Below are 16,420 nucleotides of genomic sequence, written 5' to 3' on the forward strand. Positions count from 1 at the left end.
GACAGCCGCTAGTCGATTCCCTCGGCGTTCAGCCTCCCGACCCACCGCACCGCGCGCTCGACCGCGGCGCGCGACTCGTCGGTGTGGTCGAGGACGTCGAAGCTGTGCTGCCCGTTCGGCACGTCGATCACCTCGATCGTGCCCTCCCGGCGCCGCGGATGCTCGGGCAGGGTCAGCACGAAGGGCTGGAGGTACGGTGGAACCGCCACGGCTCCAGACTATCCGACACCCGCGCACCCGGTTTCGCGCTGCGGGAGGTTCTCGGTCGGCCTTTCCCGGGCGACGCCCTGGCGAGTTCGGCCCGGTGACCGGGCGTGCAGCCCCACCGCGAGTCCGAGGACGATCAACGCGGTTCCCGCCCACACCGGGAAACCCGGGACCGTTCCCAGCACCGCGACGCTTGTCAGCGCCGCGGTGACCGGTGCGACGCCGGTGAGCAACCCGGCCGGACCCGCGCCGAGCGTGCGCACGCAGGAGTACCAGAGTACGAACGCCACGGCCGTCACCCCGACCGCCAGATAGCCGATGGCGAGAAGCTCGGCGCGGCCGAGAGCGAGGGCGGCGCCGGGCCCTTCGGCCCGGATTCCGAGCACCGCGAAGATCGCGGCGCCGATCCAGGTGGTGTGTACCGAGACACCCTCGGGACCATGTCTTTTCAGCACCGGCACGGCCAACAGGGTGAAGCCCGCTTCGCTGGCGAAGACGGTGAGCGCCCACAGCAGTCCGACGGCGTCACTGCGGCCGAATCCCTCGACTACGGCGGCGCCCGCGCTGACCACCGCCGCGGCGGCGAGCACCCTGGTGCGCGGCGCCCGGCCCTCCAGGACCGGGCCGAGCGCGGCCAGGGCGATCGGGACGCACGCCACCGCGACGGCGAGCACGGCCGGTTCGGCGTGCCGCGAGCCCCGCACCAGCGCGATATTGAACGCGACGAGTCCGGTGAGCGCGACACCGATCAGCCACCACCATTCGGCCCCGCGCGGCCGGTGCAGCGCGCGACCGCTAGTGCGGGCCCAGCCGACCAGCAGTGCGCAGGCGACGGCGTAGCGCAGGGCCTGCGCGGTGTGGAAGGGCGCGTCGGCCAGCGTGCCGGAGACCACGACACAGCCCCCGACGAAGGCCATCCCGACCGAACCCGCGACGATCGCGCGGCTTGTGCTCAGCATGCGGCCATGGTCGCGCTAGGTTTGGTCCGGAAACCAGTACCAAGAAGGCGAATGATCAATGGACCAAGTCGGACGGGCTGCTCGTGGCGCGGACTTCCTGCTGCTCGATCGCGGTGCCGCGCCCGCCCGCGGGCTCAGCGACTGGCTGGTCACCGCGGTGCGCGCGGCGATCGCGGACGGCAGGCTGGTGCCGGGCGGCCGATTACCGGCGACCCGGGCACTCGCGACCGATCTCGCGGTGTCGCGAGGGGTGGTGGTGGAGGCCTATCGCCGGCTCACCGACGAGGGGCTGATCGGCGGGCGCGGGGGCGGGGGGACGGTGGTGCTCGGACAGCCACCACCACCGTGCAGCCGGGCCGCGGGTGCGGAGCCGACGCCGGCGCGGCTGCCGCGGCCTCGATGGTCGATCGCCGACGGGGTCGATCTCTCGCCGGGCGTGCCCGATCTCGCGGCGTTCCCCCGGGCGCTGTGGTTGCGCACCGAGCGCGCCGTACTCGGTGATACGGCGCCGGAGGAGCTGGGGTACGGCGATCCGCGCGGGCACCCGAGACTGCGGGCCGCGCTCGCGCCGTGGCTCGCGCGCACCCGGGGGCTGCGGGCACACCCGGACGAGATCATCGTGGTGGCGGGCGTGGCCCAGGCGATGGCGCTGCTCGCCCAGCAGCTGCGCCGCCGCGGTGTCGAGGCGATCGCCGTGGAAGATCCCGGCTCGCGCGGTGCGGTGGACGAACTCGCGTACTGGGGGTTGCGGCCGGTCCCGGTCCCGGTCGACGAGCACGGCATCCGGGTGGACAGCCTGGCGGCGACCGGAGCGCGGGCCGCGTTCCTCACCCCCGCGCACCAGTTTCCGACCGGGGTCGTGCTCGGCCCGCACCGTCGGCGCGAACTGCTCGCCTGGGCGAGGCAGGCCGAACTCGTCGTCGAGGACGACTACGACGCGGAGTACCGCTACGACCGCGCGCCGGTGCCCGCGCTGCACGCCGCCGCCCCTGACCACATCGCCTACGCGGGAAGCACATCCAAGAGCCTGGCTCCGGCTCTGCGACTCGGCTGGGTGGTCCCGCCCGCACACCGCTACGACGAGCTGGTGGCCGCCAAGCACGCGAGTGATCTCGGTAGCCCGACCGTGCCGCAACTGGTGCTTGCCCGGCTGCTGGAGAGCGGGGCGTACGACCGCCACATCCGGCTGGTCCGCGCCCGGTACCGGGCGCGGCGCGACGCGTTCCTCGAGGTGCTGAGTGCCGCGCTGCCCCGGGCGACGGTGCGGGGGGTGGCGGCCGGGCTGCACCTGCTGGTGACGATGCCGGACTCCGCAGCCGACGATGTCGCCCTGGCCGAGGCGCTGCGGGACGTCGGCGTGCTGGTCCAGCCGCTGTCCTGGCACCGGCAACTGCCCGGCCCGCCCGGCCTGGTCATCGGCTACGCGGCCCATCCGCCGGACCGATTGCGGGCCGCGGCCGCCACCATCGCCGAGGTGGCCACCTCGGTCGCTTCGCCCCGAGCACCTGCCTGATCACCCCGGGCTGGGCTACCGGACGGAAGTGCGCGCGGTCGTCAGCCTGCGTGGTTGTGGATGAGCCGTTCGACGGCGGCGCTGGTGCGGTCTTCGTCGTCGGTGATGAGGCGGTCGAAGAGCAGGCCGCGGAATGTCGCGGCGAGGACGGTGGCTTCGATGCGGGCGTGTTCGGGTGCGGACCCGCACCGCTGGATGGCGTGGGTGAGCGCGTCGGTCAGAGTGTCGAACATGGTGGTGACGTAGGCGGTGAACCGGCCGGGGCCGGTGCAGGCTATTCCCATTGCCTGCAGCAGGATTCGCACGGATTGCACGTCTTCGCCGCTGGTCATGGACTGCCACAGTGTCCGCAGGCTCGATTGCAGGGCCGGTCGGCTGTCGACGTTGTCGAAGATGAGGTGGAATGCGGGTTTCTGATCGGCGAGGGCTTGGGCGAGGAGGTTGTCCTTGGTGCCGAAGTAGTGGATCAGCATGCGGTCGCTGGTTCCGAGCGCGGCGGCCAGGGGGCGGAGTGAGAGGTCGGCGAGGCCGTTGTCGCTGATGTAGGTGCGGATGTCGCGCAGGAGTGTTTCGCGCTTCGCTTGGTCGATCGGCCTCGGCACCCCTTGACTGTAGCAGTCGCTTCGGGTACGAATCTCTCCCATGAGCGTAGTGATCGCTACAGAAACTGGATTCGGTCGGCGGCCTCCGCTGCCGCGTTGGTTGCTACTGGCGGGGCTGGTGGGGGCAATTTTCTCGTCGTGCTCGACGTGTCGGTCCTCAATGTCGCCCTGGTCGACATTCGCGATGATCTCGACGCATCGGCAGCGGTGATGCCGTGGGTCGTGGACGCCTACACGGTTGTCTTCGCGGGAATGTTGCTGGTGGCCGGCTCCCTGGCCGACCGATTCGGGCCGCGGCGGGTCTACCTCGCCTCCCTGGTGTTGTTCGCGATCTTCTCGGTGGTGTGTGCCGCAGCGGGTTCAGCGTCGATTCTGGTCGGGGGCCGAGCACTGCAGGGCGCGGCTGCCGCCGGGTTGGTTCCGGCTTCGCTGGCTCTGCTGGCGTCTCATTTCCCCGATCCGGCCCGGCGGGCGCGTGTCGTCGGAATATGGGCGGCGATGAGCAGCGTCGGCTTCGCCATGGGCCCGGTCGCCGGCGGCGCGATCGTCGGATTGTCCGGGTGGCGACCGATCTTTCTGCTCAATCCCGTCATCGTCGTCGCCGTCGTGTTGCTGGGTGCGGGTCTGAATCGCGCGCACCCGCGGACCTCCCGCCCCTTCGACCTCCCCGGACTGATCTTGTCCGTGTGCTGCCTGGGGTCGGTGACCTTCGCGATCATCCACTCCGGAACCGCTGGCTGGACGGCCGAAGGGTCGATTCTGTCCATCGGTATCGCGGCGGTGTCACTCGTGTTGCTTGTCGTGGTGGAGCGCAGGGCCGAGGCTCCGGTGCTGCCTGCGCGGCTGATCACCGCACCGGGCGTGGCGGCGGATATGGTCGCGGTGATCGCGGCGGCATTCGCCTTCTACGGGTCGCTGTTCGGCTTGACGATCTGGATGGTCGAGCAGCAGCAGATGTCGCCGCTGCACACGGGTTTGGCCTTCCTGCCGATGACGCTGCCGATGTGTGTGCTTCCCTTTCTGACCGGTCGTTCGATCACGCGGTACGGCACCCGGCCGATAATCCTCGGGGGTCTGGCGATCAGCTCGGTCGGCGCCGTGGGGTTGATGATCGCCGAGCTTCAACCGTCGTCGGTGATCGCGGTGGCGTGCGGGGCGTTGCTCGCTGTCGGCGGTACCCTGACCATCCCGGCCAGCACCATCGACATCTCGCTCGTCTCACCGGAAGCTGTCGCGGCGACGGCGCAAGGCGCCCATGGTGCGGCCCGCCAGACGGGGGTCGTTCTCGGGATCGCGGCGATGGCCACGGCGGGAAGCCTCGGCGGCATCGGCGGTTCATCCGCGGTAGCGCTGGGGATCGGCGTTGTCGCCGTAGTGTTCCTGTGGAGCAGAGCTGCCGACGGCAGCGCTCGGCCAGTCGGCCGGGTCGGCCCGGAGCAATCGAAGGATCGGGCCGCAGCCGGCTGATCACAGTTTCGGGCCCCCTTCGCTTTTCCGCCGCGATCCCGCGAGCTGTGGGGCCTGATGGTCGCGTCACGGCTCGCGGCATGTTCGGCTCGACGTGGTCGGCGGTGCGTGTCGGTCATCTGTTCTCGCGGGCGATTTCCAGGGTGCGGGCGAGGCGGTCGAGTTCGGTGATCATGCTGGTCCGGTCGGAGCCGAGGCCGGCCAGCGCCTGGGTGTGGAGGCGCAATTCGCGTGGGAACAGATCGTCGACGAGTTCGATGCCGTCGGGGGTGAGGGTGAGCAGGGCGGAGCGTCGATCGCGCGGGTGTGGCGTGCGGGCGAGCAGACCTCGGCTCTCGAGTTTGCTCAAGGTCTTGCTGATCCCGGCTCGGGACATGCCGAGGTGTTCGGCCAGGCGGATCGCGGTCATCGGCGTGTCGTTGTAGCGCAGCGGCACGAGTAGTTCCACCTCCGCGGCGGTCAGGGCGGCGGTGGTGTAGAGGTGTTCGACGGCGCGATCGAGTTCGAGGGCGATGTGTTTGATACGGCTGACGATCTGCATGGCCGAGGTGTCGAGGCCGGGGTTGTTCTCGGACCACCTGCGGTGGGTGAGTTCGCGTAGTGCCGGTTCGGCCATCAGCCCTCTTTTGTCAACTAGCGAACAATCCGATACGTTCCAAGCCTAATTCATCGCACCTCGACCGCGCGCTCGGCAGGGGGTGCGGCGACAGGCGGGGGATCGAGCATGGAATACGACGTGGTCGTGGTCGGTGGCGGGGCAGCGGGGTCGAGTGCGGCGTGGTGCTGGCGCGTGCGCGGCGCCGAGTGGTGGTGGTCGATGCGGGCAAGCCTCGCAACCCGCCGGGCGGCGCACACGCACGGATTCCTGTCCCGCGACGGCATGCCTCCGGGAGAGTTGCTCGCGACAGGCCGCGGCGAGGCCATCGGCTACGGCGCCGAGTTCGTCGACAGTCGAGTGATGAGCCTGACCGGATCCGATGGACGGTTCACCGCGCGATCGGCCGCCGGCGATACGCTGACTGCACGAGCAGTGCCCGTAGCCACCGGATTACGAGACGAGCTGCCCGCGATTCCGGAGGTGGCCGAGCAGTGGGGAACACAGGTGCTGCACTGCCCCTACTGCCACGGTTACGAGGTGCGTGATCGCCCGATCGCGGTGCTGGGAGGAGAGAATCGGCGTTCTCGTTGCGGCGGCCAGCAGCGGAGACAGCACCGCTTCCAGGTCGTAGGCCAGCCGGGACAGCGACAATGCTCGGGTGTAATTGCCTTCGCCGGGCAATACCGAGGGGATAATCGACTGGAACGCCGGGGTGAAAGCCGCCGAGGCGGCCTGCAACACGAAGATCAGCACATAGATCTGCCACACCTGATCTACCAGCGGCAGCCCCAGCGCGATCACAGCACGCACGAGATCCGCGGTCACCAGCACCGCGCGGCGCGGCAGGCGCTCGGTCACCGCGGCGATCACCGGCGCCACCGCGACGTAGGCGACCATCTTGATCGCCAGGGCCGTGCCCAGCACCGCCCCCGCATCCGCACCGGCCAGGTCGTAGGCCAGCAATCCCAGCGCGACGGTCAGCAGCCCGGTACCCGCCAACGCCACCACATGAGCGGTGAACAACCGCCGGAATACCCGATGGCCCAGAACACCCAGCACGACTACACGACCTTCATCTCGAAGCACCGAAAAAACCGGGATTAACCTATAAGTGCGCAACCATGCACATGTATGTGGGCAGTTCAGAGGCCAGGCGACGCCCGAGCTCGTGTCGAGCGGTCGAGGCCTCCAGCTAGGTCACGGACCTGGTCGCGGATGGCTCGTGCCCCGGCGCCGCCCGTGCCGGCGAGTCACCGAATTCCTTTGGTGGCGGGGCGATGGGCAGCCGCGGCGAATGTCGCCATCCCGTGGCGATCACCACGGGGATTGGCCGGAACCGGCCGGCCCGGAACCGGCCCGCCGCGTGTGGTGTGCGGACCGGGCGTCGTTCAGCGGTTGCGGTCGGCGATGGCGGCGAGAGTGTCGGGTCGCAGGTCGAGGCGGCGCAGGAGCTGGGCGTTGACGGCGACTACGACGGTGGAGGCGGACATGAGCAGTGCGCCGATCTCCATGGGCAGGGTGATGTTCCAGCGGGCGAGGACTCCGGCGGCGAGCGGGACGGCGACGATGTTGTAGCCGGCGGCCCAGGTGAGGTTCTGAATCATCTTGCGGTACGTGGCCTTGGACAGGTCGATGATCGACAGGACCGCGCGGGGGTCGTCGCCGGCCAGGACGACTCCGGCGGAGGCGATGGCGACGTCGGTGCCCGCGCCGATGGCGATGCCGACGTCGGCGCGCGCGAGAGCGGGGGCGTCGTTGACGCCGTCGCCGACCATGGCGACGCGGCGTCCGGCGTCCTGGAGGGCTTGAACTCTTGCCCCCTTGTCGCGGGGCAGGACTTCGGCGAAGACCTCGTCGATGCCGAGGCGGGCGGCGACGGAGCGGGCGACGGGTTCGGCGTCGCCGGTGATCATGGCGACGTGAATGCCCCGTTGGTGCAGGGCGGTGATGGCTCGGGCGGATTCGGGGCGGATCTCGTCGGCGAGGGCGAGCGCACCGACCACGGCGCCGTCGCGCAGCACATGCAGGACGGTGGAGCCCTGCTCGGCCCAGGCGGCGGTGTCGGGTAGCGGGTGCAGGCCGTGGTCGGCGAGCATGCCGGGCCCGCCGACGGAGACGGTGGCACCGTGGGCGGTGGCGGTGACGCCGATGCCGTTGCGGGCGGTGAACCCGGTGGCGGGGGCGACGGTGAGCCCGCGGTGGGTGGCGGCGGTGACGATGGCGCGCCCGAGGGGGTGTTCGCTGTCGGCTTCCGCGGCGGCGGCCAGGGCGATCACGTCGTCGGCGGTGGCCGCGGTGGTGGCGGTGGCGTCGAGCAGGGCCGGTTCGCCGCGGGTGAGGGTGCCGGTCTTGTCGAACAGGACCGCGTCGACGGTGCGCGTGGCCTCCAGGGCGCGGCGGTCGGTGATCAAGACGCCGGCCTTGGCGGCGCGTTCGGTGGCGATGGAGACCACCAGCGGGATGGCCAGGCCAAGGGCGTGCGGGCAGGCGATGACGAGCACGGTGATGGTGCGGGTGATCGCGGATTCGGGCTGGCCCAGGATCAGCCAGGCCGCGGCGGTGAACACGGCGGTGCCCGAGGCGAACCAGAACAGCAGGGCCGCGGCACGGTCGGCGAGGACCTGAGCGCGCGAGGTGGAGTTCTGAGCCTCGGCGACCAAGCGCTGTATCCCGGCCAGGGCCGTGTCGGCACCAACGGCGGTGATCCGCACGCGCAGCGCCGAATCGGTGGTGACGGTGCCTGCCACGACCTTGTCGCCCGGTGCGCGGCGCACGGGCTTGGATTCGCCGGTGATCATGGATTCGTCGACGTCGGCGGTACCGGTCTCCACGGTGCCATCGGCCGGGACGCGGGCGCCGGGGCGGACCACGACCAGGTCTCCGGCGCGCAGTTCGGTGGTGGGCACAGTGGTGGTGCCGGTGTCGTCGAGGCGTTCGGCTTCGTCGGGCAGCAGCGCGGCCAGTGATTCCAGGGCGCTCGAGGCTTGCCCGAGCGAGCGCATCTCGATCCAGTGCCCGAGCAACATGATCACGATCAGCAGCGCCAGCTCCCACCAGAAGTCCAGATCATGGGCCAGGATCCCGATGGTCGCGCCCCAGGAGGCGGTGAAGGCGACGGTGATCGCCAGCGCGATCAGCAGCATCATCCCGGGCCGGCGGGCGCGGATCTCGGCGACGGCGCCGGTGAGGAAGGGGCGCCCGCCCCAGAAGTACATGATCGTGCCGCCGAGCGGGGACACCCATGACAGGTTTCCGGGCACGGTGTAGCCGAGCAGGTCGGCGAACATCATCGACGCCGCGACCACTGGGATCGCCAGGACCGCCATCACCCAGAACAGCCGCCGGAACACCGCCGGATCGTGGCCCACATGCCCGCCACCTCCGCTATGCCCGCTATGCCCGCTATGCCCGGCGTGGGCGTCATCGCCGGTGTGAGTGGCGTGCGGGCCATGGCCGGCGTGCTCGTGCTCGTGCTCGGGGTGGCCGCCGTGCGCGGAGGCCGCGCGGTCGTGGCGGATGGCGGCGGGGGTGGTCGCGACGGTGGCATCGCCGTGCCCGGGCTGGGAGTGCTGGTGGCCGGCGGCGTGGTGATCGTGGTCGCCGGCGGTGGTGTGGTCGCTGGACATACCCGGACCATATACCCCCATGGGGTACCTGTAAAGGGTGTGTCGGCGGGGGGTGCTGTCGGAGTGTGTGCACGGCAATGTCCGGCTGCCGGTACCCCGTGGAAGTGGCTGGGCTGCCGGTCATGTCCGGTTCTAGTGGGGCGGGGTGGTCGCGGCGCGGGGTGCTGGGCGCCGGGGCGGGTGCGGCGGTCGCGGCGGTGGCGGGGTGCTCGCGCGGTCCGGGGCCGAGTTCGGCGGTGGCGGTGGATTCGGAGGCGGTGCGGGCGGCCGAGGCGCGTCGGCGCGCGGCTTCGGCGCCGGTGCGCGAGTTCGGGTTGCGGGCCGAGCAGACGGTGGTGGATCTGGGCGGGGTGCAGGTGCCGACCTGGACCTACGGAGGCCGTTTGCCCGGCGCGGAGATCCGGTTGCGCCGCGGGGAAGTGGCGGCGGTGCGGGTGGACAACGCGCTGCCGGTCCCGACGACGGTGCATTGGCACGGGCTGGCGTTGCGTGCGGGCATGGACGGGGTGCCGGGGCTGACTCAGGCCCCGATCGGGGCGGGGACGGGGTTCGGTTACGAGTTCACCGTGGCCGACGCGGGCACCTACTGGCTGCATCCCCACGTCGGAGTGCAGCTGGACCGGGGGCTCTACGCGCCGCTGATCGTGGAGGACCCCGCCGACGGCGCCGCCTACGACGTCGAGGCGGTGGTGGTGCTCGACGACTGGCTCGACGGGGTCGAGGGCCGGGATCCCGATGGTGAGCCGGCGCGGTTGCGGGCGGCGGGGCTGTACGACATGAGCGCACATCCGGGTCAGGGCGGCGGGCACGGCGGTCACAGTGGCGCGAAGGACGCGCCGCTGGGCGATCACGGTGGCGATGCGGAGGCCGGGCCCCGCAGGCTCCCGATGGTCGCGGTTGGTTCAGTCCGCCGTACCGCCGCGGCGCAGGGCCACCGCTGTTACTGCCACGGCCGCGATCGCGGCCGCGCCGGCAGCGGCGGCGAAGCCGCGGGTGTAGCCGGTGGTGAGGGTTCCGGTGAGGCTGGCGGCGGCGACGCTGGAGGTGACTGCGGCACCCAGGGACGCGCCGAACTCGTGGAAAGTGCTCACGATGCCCGAGGCGATCCCGGACTCGTGCGCGGCGACCTGCCCGAGTGCGGTAGCCGAGGCGACGACGAACAACGCCCCGGTGCCCGCACCGGCCAGCGCGACCCCGAGCACCACCGGCACCGGGTACAGCCACACCGCCGGGATCAATAGTCCGGTAGCGGCCACCGCGAGCCCGATCACGGCCAGCCGCACCGGCCCCGCCCCCGCCAGCACGCGCCCGGTCAGCGTCGCTCCGGCCATGGTGGCCACGGCGACCGGCAGGAAGAGCAGCCCGGCACGCAGGGCGCTGTATCCGAGATGGTGCTGGAAGTAGAAGGTGCCCAAGAAGAACACCGCGATCATCAACGCGGTGGCCATCAGGATCAGGAACGTGCCGATGGCCACCGGGCGGCGGATCAGCAACCGCACGTCCATCAGCGGCGCCACCGTGCGGCGCTGCCAGGCCACGAACGCCACATACCCCAGCGCGGCGGCCCCGACAAGCCCCGCGGTCACCGCGTCGGCCCATCCGCGGTGACCGGCGCCGACCAGCGCGTAGATCAAGCTCGCCGAGGACGCGGTGACCAGTACCGCACCGAGGATGTCCAGCCGCGGGCGCGGTCCGGGCGTGGTGGTGGTGGGCAGCCAGAAGGCCAGCACGCCTGCCACGATCAAGCCGATGGGAACGTTGACGTAGAACACCCACGGCCAGCCCGGCCCGGCGGTCAGCACCCCGCCCAGCAGCACCCCGATCGCGGCACCCGCTCCGCCCAGCGCCGACCACACCCCCAGGGCCTTGTTGCGCTCCTCGCCCGCGAACAACGTCACCACGAGCGACAACGCCGCCGGAGACAGCAACGCCGCTCCTACGCCCTGGCCGATGCGCCCGCCCAACAGCGTGAACGCCGAATCGCCCGCGCCCGCGCTGAGCGAGGCGAGGCTGAAGATCATCAGTCCGGCCAGCACCACCGGTTTGGCGCCCACCAGATCGGCGATCCGCCCGCCCAGCAGCATCAGCCCGCCGAAGGTCAAGGTGTAGGCCGCCACCGTCCAGGTCAGCGCCTCCCGCCCCAGCCCGAGATCCTCGCCGATGTGCGGCAGGGCCAGCGCGACCACCGTGACGTCGAGAATCAGCATCAGCTGACCCAGCCCCAGCAAGCCCAGAATCGGCCACCGCCGCGGGTGAGCACCGCTACCGGATTCCCGAGCTTTCGTCTCTGCGGCGCCCGGCGGCGAGGCGGGGTCGAATTCGTGGTGGGTCATCGCGTCCTCTGATCGAAGCAACTCGTACGGTCATGTACGAGTTAAAGCAACGTCAACGATAACCCGTACATGCCCGTCCGAGATAGAGTCGGGGTCATGACCACCGCCCGCCCCCGGCGCCGCGCCGACGCCCAGCGCAGCATCGCCGCCATCGTGGCCGCGGCCCGCGCACAGCTCGCCGCGAATCCCGATGCCAGCGTCGAGGACATCGCCCGCGCCGCCGGGGTGGGCCGCCAAACTCTCTACGGCCACTTCCGCACCCGCGCCGAACTCCTCGACGCCACCCTCGCCGATGCCCTGGCCGAAGGGGAGAAGACGCTGTCGGGGCTCGACCTCGACGGAGACGCCGACGAGGCGCTGACCATGCTGCTCGGCTCGAGCTGGGCGCTGGTGGCCGAATCGGCCGCCCTGCTCACCGCCGCCCAGCCGGTCCTGAGCGCGGAACGAATCCGCGAGCTGCACACCGCCCCGGCCCAGCGGCTCACCGCGCTGGTGCACCGCGGCCGCGACCAAGGCGTGATCCGCACCGACATGCCCGTGCAGTGGCAGGTCAACCTCGTGCACTACGTGCTGCACGGCGCGGCAGTCGAGCTGCGCGCCGGACGGCTGCACGCCGAACAAATCCCCGCCGTGGTCACCGCGACGATCCGCTCGGCCCTGCGCCCCGACCCCGCCTGAACCCGGAGACCCCGAGAAGCACCGACAGTGGCCCCGCTCCGGCCGTCACGGCCGGGGCGGGGCCACCGCGTCGATCACCCCGAGGCCACTCAGCCCTGCAGCAACCCCTGCATCTCGGTGATCTCGGCCTGCTGGGCGTCGACGATCTGCTGAGCCAGCGCCTTGGCATCAGGGTTGGAACCCTGCGCCAGCTCGGTGCGCGCCATCTCGACCGCCCCCTGGTGGTGAGCGATCATCCCGGTCAGCCACATCCGGTCGAACTCCGTACCGCTGGCAGCCTGCATCTGCGACATTTGCTCGTCGGTCATCATCCCCGGCATCGACCCCGAGCCCATCTCCGGCATCGGGGTACCACCGTGATCCATCCCCCCGCCAGCGGTAGTCGGTACGGGCGCTCCCCACGCCCGCAACCACGCGGTCATCGTGGCGATCTCGGGATCCTGGGCCGCCTGGATCCGCGATGCCAGATTCAGCACCGCCGCGTTGGTCGAGCGCGAGGACGCCAGCGCCGCCATCTCCACCGCCTGACGGTGGTGCGGAATCATCTCCGTCGCGAAGGCGATGTCGGCGTCGTTGCGCGCCTGGCTCTGCGCGCTTGTGGTGCTGGGGCCCGCCGAAGCGGTCGTGGTGGCACCGGTGTGGCCGTCGTGACCGGCCGCATCATCGGTGCTGCTACAACCGGTCAGAATCGCGGCCGAGGCCAGGGCCACCGCGAGCGCCGAAACGACAGTCTTGGAAGACATGAGCTACTCCTGTGAGTGCGAAAAGGGTGAAACGGACAGGACGGAACTCACCGCGACCCGGGAAACGTCACCGGGCCCGGCGGGCGTCGATCACTGCCGCAACACACACAGAACAGCCAGCCTGCGCGCCACCGGCAACGGCGGCGGCCGCGCGAACGCCCCCGGCCGCAGCCCCCCGCCCATCCGCGGCACCGCCGCAGGCCCGCGCCAGGCCAGCGCAAGCACGATCAGCGTCACACCGGCCAGCGCAGTCATTATTGCCAGACACAGGTGCAACAGGTCATGACCACCGTGCCCCTCACCAGCGGGCCCCGCGCCCGGACTCGGCGTCTGACCCGCAGCCACCTGCCCGCAACAGCCATCGCCGTGACCAGCCGCCATCGATGGGGAGTCCGACGCGGGCATCGCGTGGTGGTCGTCGTGACCGGCGACCACCGTGGGCATCGAATGGCTGGTCGCCTGTACCAGCGTCGGGGTGTGATGCATGCCGAGCACGGCCACCGCCAGGGTGGCCCACAGCATCGAGCGCAGCAGCGCTCCGGCCGTCTCGGACATCACGACTCCAACCTAGCTCAGGCCGAGGTGCCCGCCTCGCTTCTGCAGCGGGCGCTCCGCGGTGCCTCGGCTCAGCGGCGGCCACCGCTGGCCCGTCTGCTCAGCGGCCCCGCCAACGAACTCGGCGAACCGCACGCCCCCGCATGATCCACCACCACGTCGACAATCCCGCCGCCCGAACACGCACCACGGCGCCAATCCGAAGTACGGACACCCCTGCACCGCTGCACCACACCTGTCGTGATCTGCTACGCTCCGATTCAAAGGCATTGAGCTGCTGCAACTCTCAAAGAATAGCGCCTGGCGCGCGGGCGACCCCCCGGAGAACCGATGTCGGCGCCGGTGCGCGAGTAGAGCCGCCAGCGCCCGCCCCGGCACACCGCCAGACCGCGTCATGTTGACTGAACTAGCAGCCGATCTCGTGCAGTCTGCGCGTGACGGTCAACGTGGGAGTCGAACGTGAGTGTGCCCGTTGCCGGGTTGCCGGGTTGCCGGTGATCGGTTCGGTGGAAGCGATGGCGGGTCCGCCGGGGTTCCAGGTGCGGTTCCCGGACGAGCCGCATGACGCCTGTGGGATGTGGTTGCGTGAGTTGGCCGCGTGCGATTTCAGCCCGAGTTCTCTGCGCAGCTACGGGTTCGATCTGCTGCGGTGGCTGCGCTTCCTCCATGTCCACGAGGTGGCATGGCAGCGCGCGGAGCGCGGGCATGTCCGCGGCCTGGTCGAGCATCTGCGTACCGCGCCGAACCCGCAGCGCTTGCGCCGCTCACCGGAAGCGGCACCGCTGGACTCGGTCAACCCGATTCGCGGGACCTGCTCGTGGATTACCTCGACGAGATCGCGCCCAGCGTGGACTACTCGAGCCTCAACCAGATCGCCCACCACCTGGCCCGGCTGTTCTGGTGGACGGTTCTGCAGGTCAACCCCGCCCAGAACGACCTGCGGCTGAGCCCCGCCGTCGTCGCCTCGTGGCGCGAACAGCTGGCGGTGACCATCCGGGGCAAGGCCCGCGGGGACTTCACCGGTGTGCTGTTCACCGTGCGCGCGCGTTCTACCGCGACATCGGCCAATGGGCGCTGGAAGAGCCGGCCCGCTGGGCGCACTGGGCCGTCCCCTCACCGGTGCGCGACAGCGACATCCGCGCCATCACCAAGACCCGCATGCAGCAACGCACCCGGATGCTCACCGGCCTGCTCCCGGCCCCGACCGACACCGCGGCCGCGCGCCGGCAGTGGGCGCAGCGCCTGCTGCGTGCTGCCGCGACATCAGCCCACGGCGAGGAATTCACCGTCGACAACGTCGTGTACCGGCGCCACGACCCGCCGCTGAACTCCACCGTCGAGCAACGTGCACGGATCTGGGCCGCCGGGCCGGCCGAGCTGTGCATCAAACGCGGGCTGATCGATGTGCCAACTCGAAGCCGACTGCTTCTGGGCCTGGGCGCTCATCGAGACCCTGCGCCTGACCGGTGCGCGAATCGAGGAAGTTCTGGAACTGGCCCAGCTCTCGATCCGCCACTACACCCCGGCCACGACCGGCACTCTGGTGCCGCTGCTGCACATCGCCCCGTCCAAGACCGACATCGAGCGACTCATCCCGATGAGCCCGGAACTCGTCGAGGTCCTGGTCGCGGTCCAGCGCCGCGCCAAAGCCGGGCGCGGCGCGATCCCGTTGTCGGTGCGCCACGACCGCCACGAACGCGTCCACGGGGTAGTGAGGCCGCACCTGTTCGCCCGCCCCGTCGGCGCACGCCAGGAAGTGCTGTCAGCCCACTATGTCCGCAAGATCCTCAACGCCGCCGCACTCGCCGCGGGAATCTCCGACAGCGGGACACCGGTCGCGTTCACCCCGCACGACTTCCGGCGCCTGTTCACCACCGACGCCGTCGGCGCCGGGCTGCCACTGCACATCGTCGCCTCGCTGCTGGGCCACCTCGACCTCGATACCACCCGCGGCTACACCGCCGTCTTCCCTGACGCCGTCATCACCCACCAACAGCAGTTCATCACCCACCGGCGCACCCTGCGCGCATCGGCCGAACACTGCGACGCCACCAGCGCGGAATGGGCCGAGTTCGAACAGCACTTCCTGCTGCGCCGTGTCGAGCTCGGCGACTGCTTCCGCCCCTACGGCACCCCGTGCATCCACGAACACGCCTGCGTGCGCTGCCCGTTCCTGCGCCTGGACCCCACACAAGCGCCACGCCTGGACGACATGGCCGCCAACGCCCGCGACCGCCTCGACCACGCCCGCGACAAACAATGGCTCGGCGAGATCGACGCCCTGCAACAAACCCTGCGCCACATCGCCACCAAACGCCGCCACCTCGAAACAACACCCCACTGAGCTGCGGGTTCGGGCCCGACTGCGGGCCGGTCCGGTGATGCGGTGGCGGTCAGTCGTTATGCAGGACGAAGAACAAGAAGCACAGGAATCGCATACCGGTGTCCTCGTCATACCCCTCGGGGAACAGCTCACGGACAGTGGGCAACGCCGGGGGCTCGCTGATGACGCCGATGCGGAAACCCGCTGCGGTGAAGGCCTCGGTCATCGCGTGCAGTGGGCGGTCCCAGAAGCTCAGCCGGGCGGTCTGCCCGCCCATGGTCCATTCCTCGATGCGGTTGCGGGCGTGGAAGTAGTGGTGTCGTGCCCAGCCAGATGCTGGCCGAAGAAGTTGGCGAAGGGATGCTCAACCGAGATCAGCAGCCGTCCGCCAGGAGCCAGCACGCGCCGTATCTCGCTCAGGACCGAGCCCCAGTCGCGCAGGTAGTGCAGAACCAATGACGCCACGACGTCGTCGAACTCGTCGTCAGCAAACGGCAGCGGCTCGGCGAGATCGGCGACGTACAACTCGGCCTCGGTCCCGAGGCGCTGTCGAGCCAGGTCCAGCATGCGGGGGCTGGCGTCGACACCCGTCACCCGCGCACCACGGGCCCGCAACGCTGCCGACAGCGAGCCCGCGCCGCACCCGGCGTCCAGAATCCGGCGCCCGCCCACCTTGCCGGCAAGATCGAGCAAGGCGGGCAAATTGTAGTGGGCATTGTGCATGTGTCGGATGAGGTGGGCGGACCCGTGGAAGTGTGGGGAATCCGACAGAGCTCTGCGGGCTGCCGGTGGCAGGTAGGGCTGCCGAAACAGCGG

General features: G+C 70.6%; 15 protein-coding genes and 3 pseudogenes. 7 read left to right on the top strand and 11 right to left on the bottom strand.

What is annotated here, in order from left to right:
- Positions 1–8 precede the first annotated feature (8 nt).
- Together ACFO0B_RS02990 and ACFO0B_RS02995 are read right to left on the bottom strand one after the other, a co-directional pair.
- Positions 9–209, bottom strand: coding sequence for a hypothetical protein (locus tag ACFO0B_RS02990; RefSeq protein WP_378610717.1), 201 nt, complete (start codon positions 207–209; stop codon positions 9–11).
- 9 nt (positions 210–218) lie between these two features.
- Positions 219–1,166: a DMT family transporter gene (locus tag ACFO0B_RS02995; protein ID WP_378610718.1), complete on the bottom strand. Its 948-nt coding sequence runs from the start codon at positions 1,164–1,166 to the stop codon at positions 219–221.
- A 58-nt stretch (positions 1,167–1,224) separates the two neighbouring features.
- Between ACFO0B_RS02995 and pdxR the strand changes: the two genes are divergently transcribed.
- Entirely contained in the window at positions 1,225–2,679 is a 1,455-nt protein-coding gene (gene pdxR / locus ACFO0B_RS03000; RefSeq protein ID WP_378610719.1) for a MocR-like pyridoxine biosynthesis transcription factor PdxR, read from the top strand.
- Between the two features lie 41 nt (positions 2,680–2,720).
- Here pdxR and ACFO0B_RS03005 read toward each other — a convergent pair whose 3' ends face one another.
- Positions 2,721–3,323: a TetR/AcrR family transcriptional regulator gene (locus ACFO0B_RS03005; protein WP_378610720.1), complete on the bottom strand. Its 603-nt coding sequence runs from the start codon at positions 3,321–3,323 to the stop codon at positions 2,721–2,723.
- 54 nt (positions 3,324–3,377) lie between these two features.
- Between ACFO0B_RS03005 and ACFO0B_RS03010 the strand changes: the two genes are divergently transcribed.
- Positions 3,378–4,748, top strand: a complete 1,371-nt coding sequence (locus ACFO0B_RS03010; protein WP_378610721.1) for an MFS transporter — start codon at positions 3,378–3,380, stop codon at positions 4,746–4,748.
- Positions 4,749–4,863: 115 nt separating this feature from the next.
- Here the strand turns inward: ACFO0B_RS03010 and ACFO0B_RS03015 are convergent, their stop codons facing one another.
- Positions 4,864–5,289, bottom strand: coding sequence for a MarR family winged helix-turn-helix transcriptional regulator (locus ACFO0B_RS03015; RefSeq protein ID WP_378610722.1), 426 nt, complete (start codon positions 5,287–5,289; stop codon positions 4,864–4,866).
- A 183-nt stretch (positions 5,290–5,472) separates the two neighbouring features.
- Here ACFO0B_RS03015 and ACFO0B_RS03020 point away from each other — a divergent pair.
- Positions 5,473–5,856, top strand: a pseudogene (locus tag ACFO0B_RS03020) (thioredoxin reductase); the annotation flags it as partial.
- Positions 5,857–5,919: 63 nt separating this feature from the next.
- Here the strand turns inward: ACFO0B_RS03020 and ACFO0B_RS03025 are convergent.
- Positions 5,920–6,405: pseudogene (locus tag ACFO0B_RS03025) on the bottom strand (MFS transporter); the annotation flags it as partial.
- Positions 6,406–6,734: 329 nt separating this feature from the next.
- Positions 6,735–8,972, bottom strand: a complete 2,238-nt coding sequence (locus ACFO0B_RS03030) for a copper-translocating P-type ATPase (protein ID WP_378610723.1) — start codon at positions 8,970–8,972, stop codon at positions 6,735–6,737.
- A 122-nt stretch (positions 8,973–9,094) separates the two neighbouring features.
- Here ACFO0B_RS03030 and ACFO0B_RS03035 point away from each other — a divergent pair.
- Positions 9,095–9,619: pseudogene (locus ACFO0B_RS03035) on the top strand (multicopper oxidase domain-containing protein); the annotation flags it as partial.
- 255 nt (positions 9,620–9,874) lie between these two features.
- Here ACFO0B_RS03035 and ACFO0B_RS03040 read toward each other — a convergent pair.
- Positions 9,875–11,305, bottom strand: coding sequence for an MFS transporter (locus ACFO0B_RS03040; protein ID WP_378610724.1), 1,431 nt, complete (start codon positions 11,303–11,305; stop codon positions 9,875–9,877).
- A gap of 96 nt (positions 11,306–11,401) precedes the next feature.
- On the opposite strand from ACFO0B_RS03040, the gene ACFO0B_RS03045 reads away from it, so the two are divergent.
- The gene (locus tag ACFO0B_RS03045) at positions 11,402–11,983 is read left to right on the top strand and encodes a TetR/AcrR family transcriptional regulator (protein WP_378610725.1); all 582 of its coding nucleotides are present in this window, start codon (positions 11,402–11,404) and stop codon (positions 11,981–11,983) included.
- A gap of 89 nt (positions 11,984–12,072) precedes the next feature.
- On the opposite strand, the gene ACFO0B_RS03050 is transcribed toward ACFO0B_RS03045, so the two are convergent.
- Together ACFO0B_RS03050 and ACFO0B_RS03055 are read right to left on the bottom strand one after the other, a co-directional pair.
- The gene (locus ACFO0B_RS03050) at positions 12,073–12,726 is read right to left on the bottom strand and encodes a DUF305 domain-containing protein (protein WP_378610727.1); all 654 of its coding nucleotides are present in this window, start codon (positions 12,724–12,726) and stop codon (positions 12,073–12,075) included.
- A gap of 90 nt (positions 12,727–12,816) precedes the next feature.
- The gene (locus tag ACFO0B_RS03055) at positions 12,817–13,281 is read right to left on the bottom strand and encodes a hypothetical protein (RefSeq protein WP_378610728.1); all 465 of its coding nucleotides are present in this window, start codon (positions 13,279–13,281) and stop codon (positions 12,817–12,819) included.
- Positions 13,282–13,856: 575 nt separating this feature from the next.
- Here ACFO0B_RS03055 and ACFO0B_RS03060 point away from each other — a divergent pair.
- Positions 13,857–14,228, top strand: a complete 372-nt coding sequence (locus ACFO0B_RS03060) for a site-specific integrase (protein ID WP_378610864.1) — start codon at positions 13,857–13,859, stop codon at positions 14,226–14,228.
- 455 nt (positions 14,229–14,683) lie between these two features.
- Positions 14,684–15,625: a tyrosine-type recombinase/integrase gene (locus ACFO0B_RS03065; RefSeq protein ID WP_378610729.1), complete on the top strand. Its 942-nt coding sequence runs from the start codon at positions 14,684–14,686 to the stop codon at positions 15,623–15,625.
- A gap of 49 nt (positions 15,626–15,674) precedes the next feature.
- Here ACFO0B_RS03065 and ACFO0B_RS03070 read toward each other — a convergent pair whose 3' ends face one another.
- Together ACFO0B_RS03070 and ACFO0B_RS03075 are read right to left on the bottom strand one after the other, a co-directional pair.
- On the bottom strand, positions 15,675–15,881 hold the full coding sequence (locus ACFO0B_RS03070; protein ID WP_378610730.1) for a hypothetical protein: 207 nt from the start codon (positions 15,879–15,881) through the stop codon (positions 15,675–15,677).
- Entirely contained in the window at positions 15,857–16,327 is a 471-nt protein-coding gene (locus ACFO0B_RS03075; protein WP_378610731.1) for a class I SAM-dependent methyltransferase, read from the bottom strand. Before ACFO0B_RS03075 ends, ACFO0B_RS03070 begins: the two co-directional genes overlap by 25 nt.
- Between the last annotated feature and the right edge of the window lie 93 nt (positions 16,328–16,420).

Source organism: Nocardia jiangsuensis (assembly GCF_042650385.1).
Taxonomy (GTDB): Bacteria; Actinomycetota; Actinomycetes; order Mycobacteriales; family Mycobacteriaceae; genus Nocardia; species Nocardia jiangsuensis.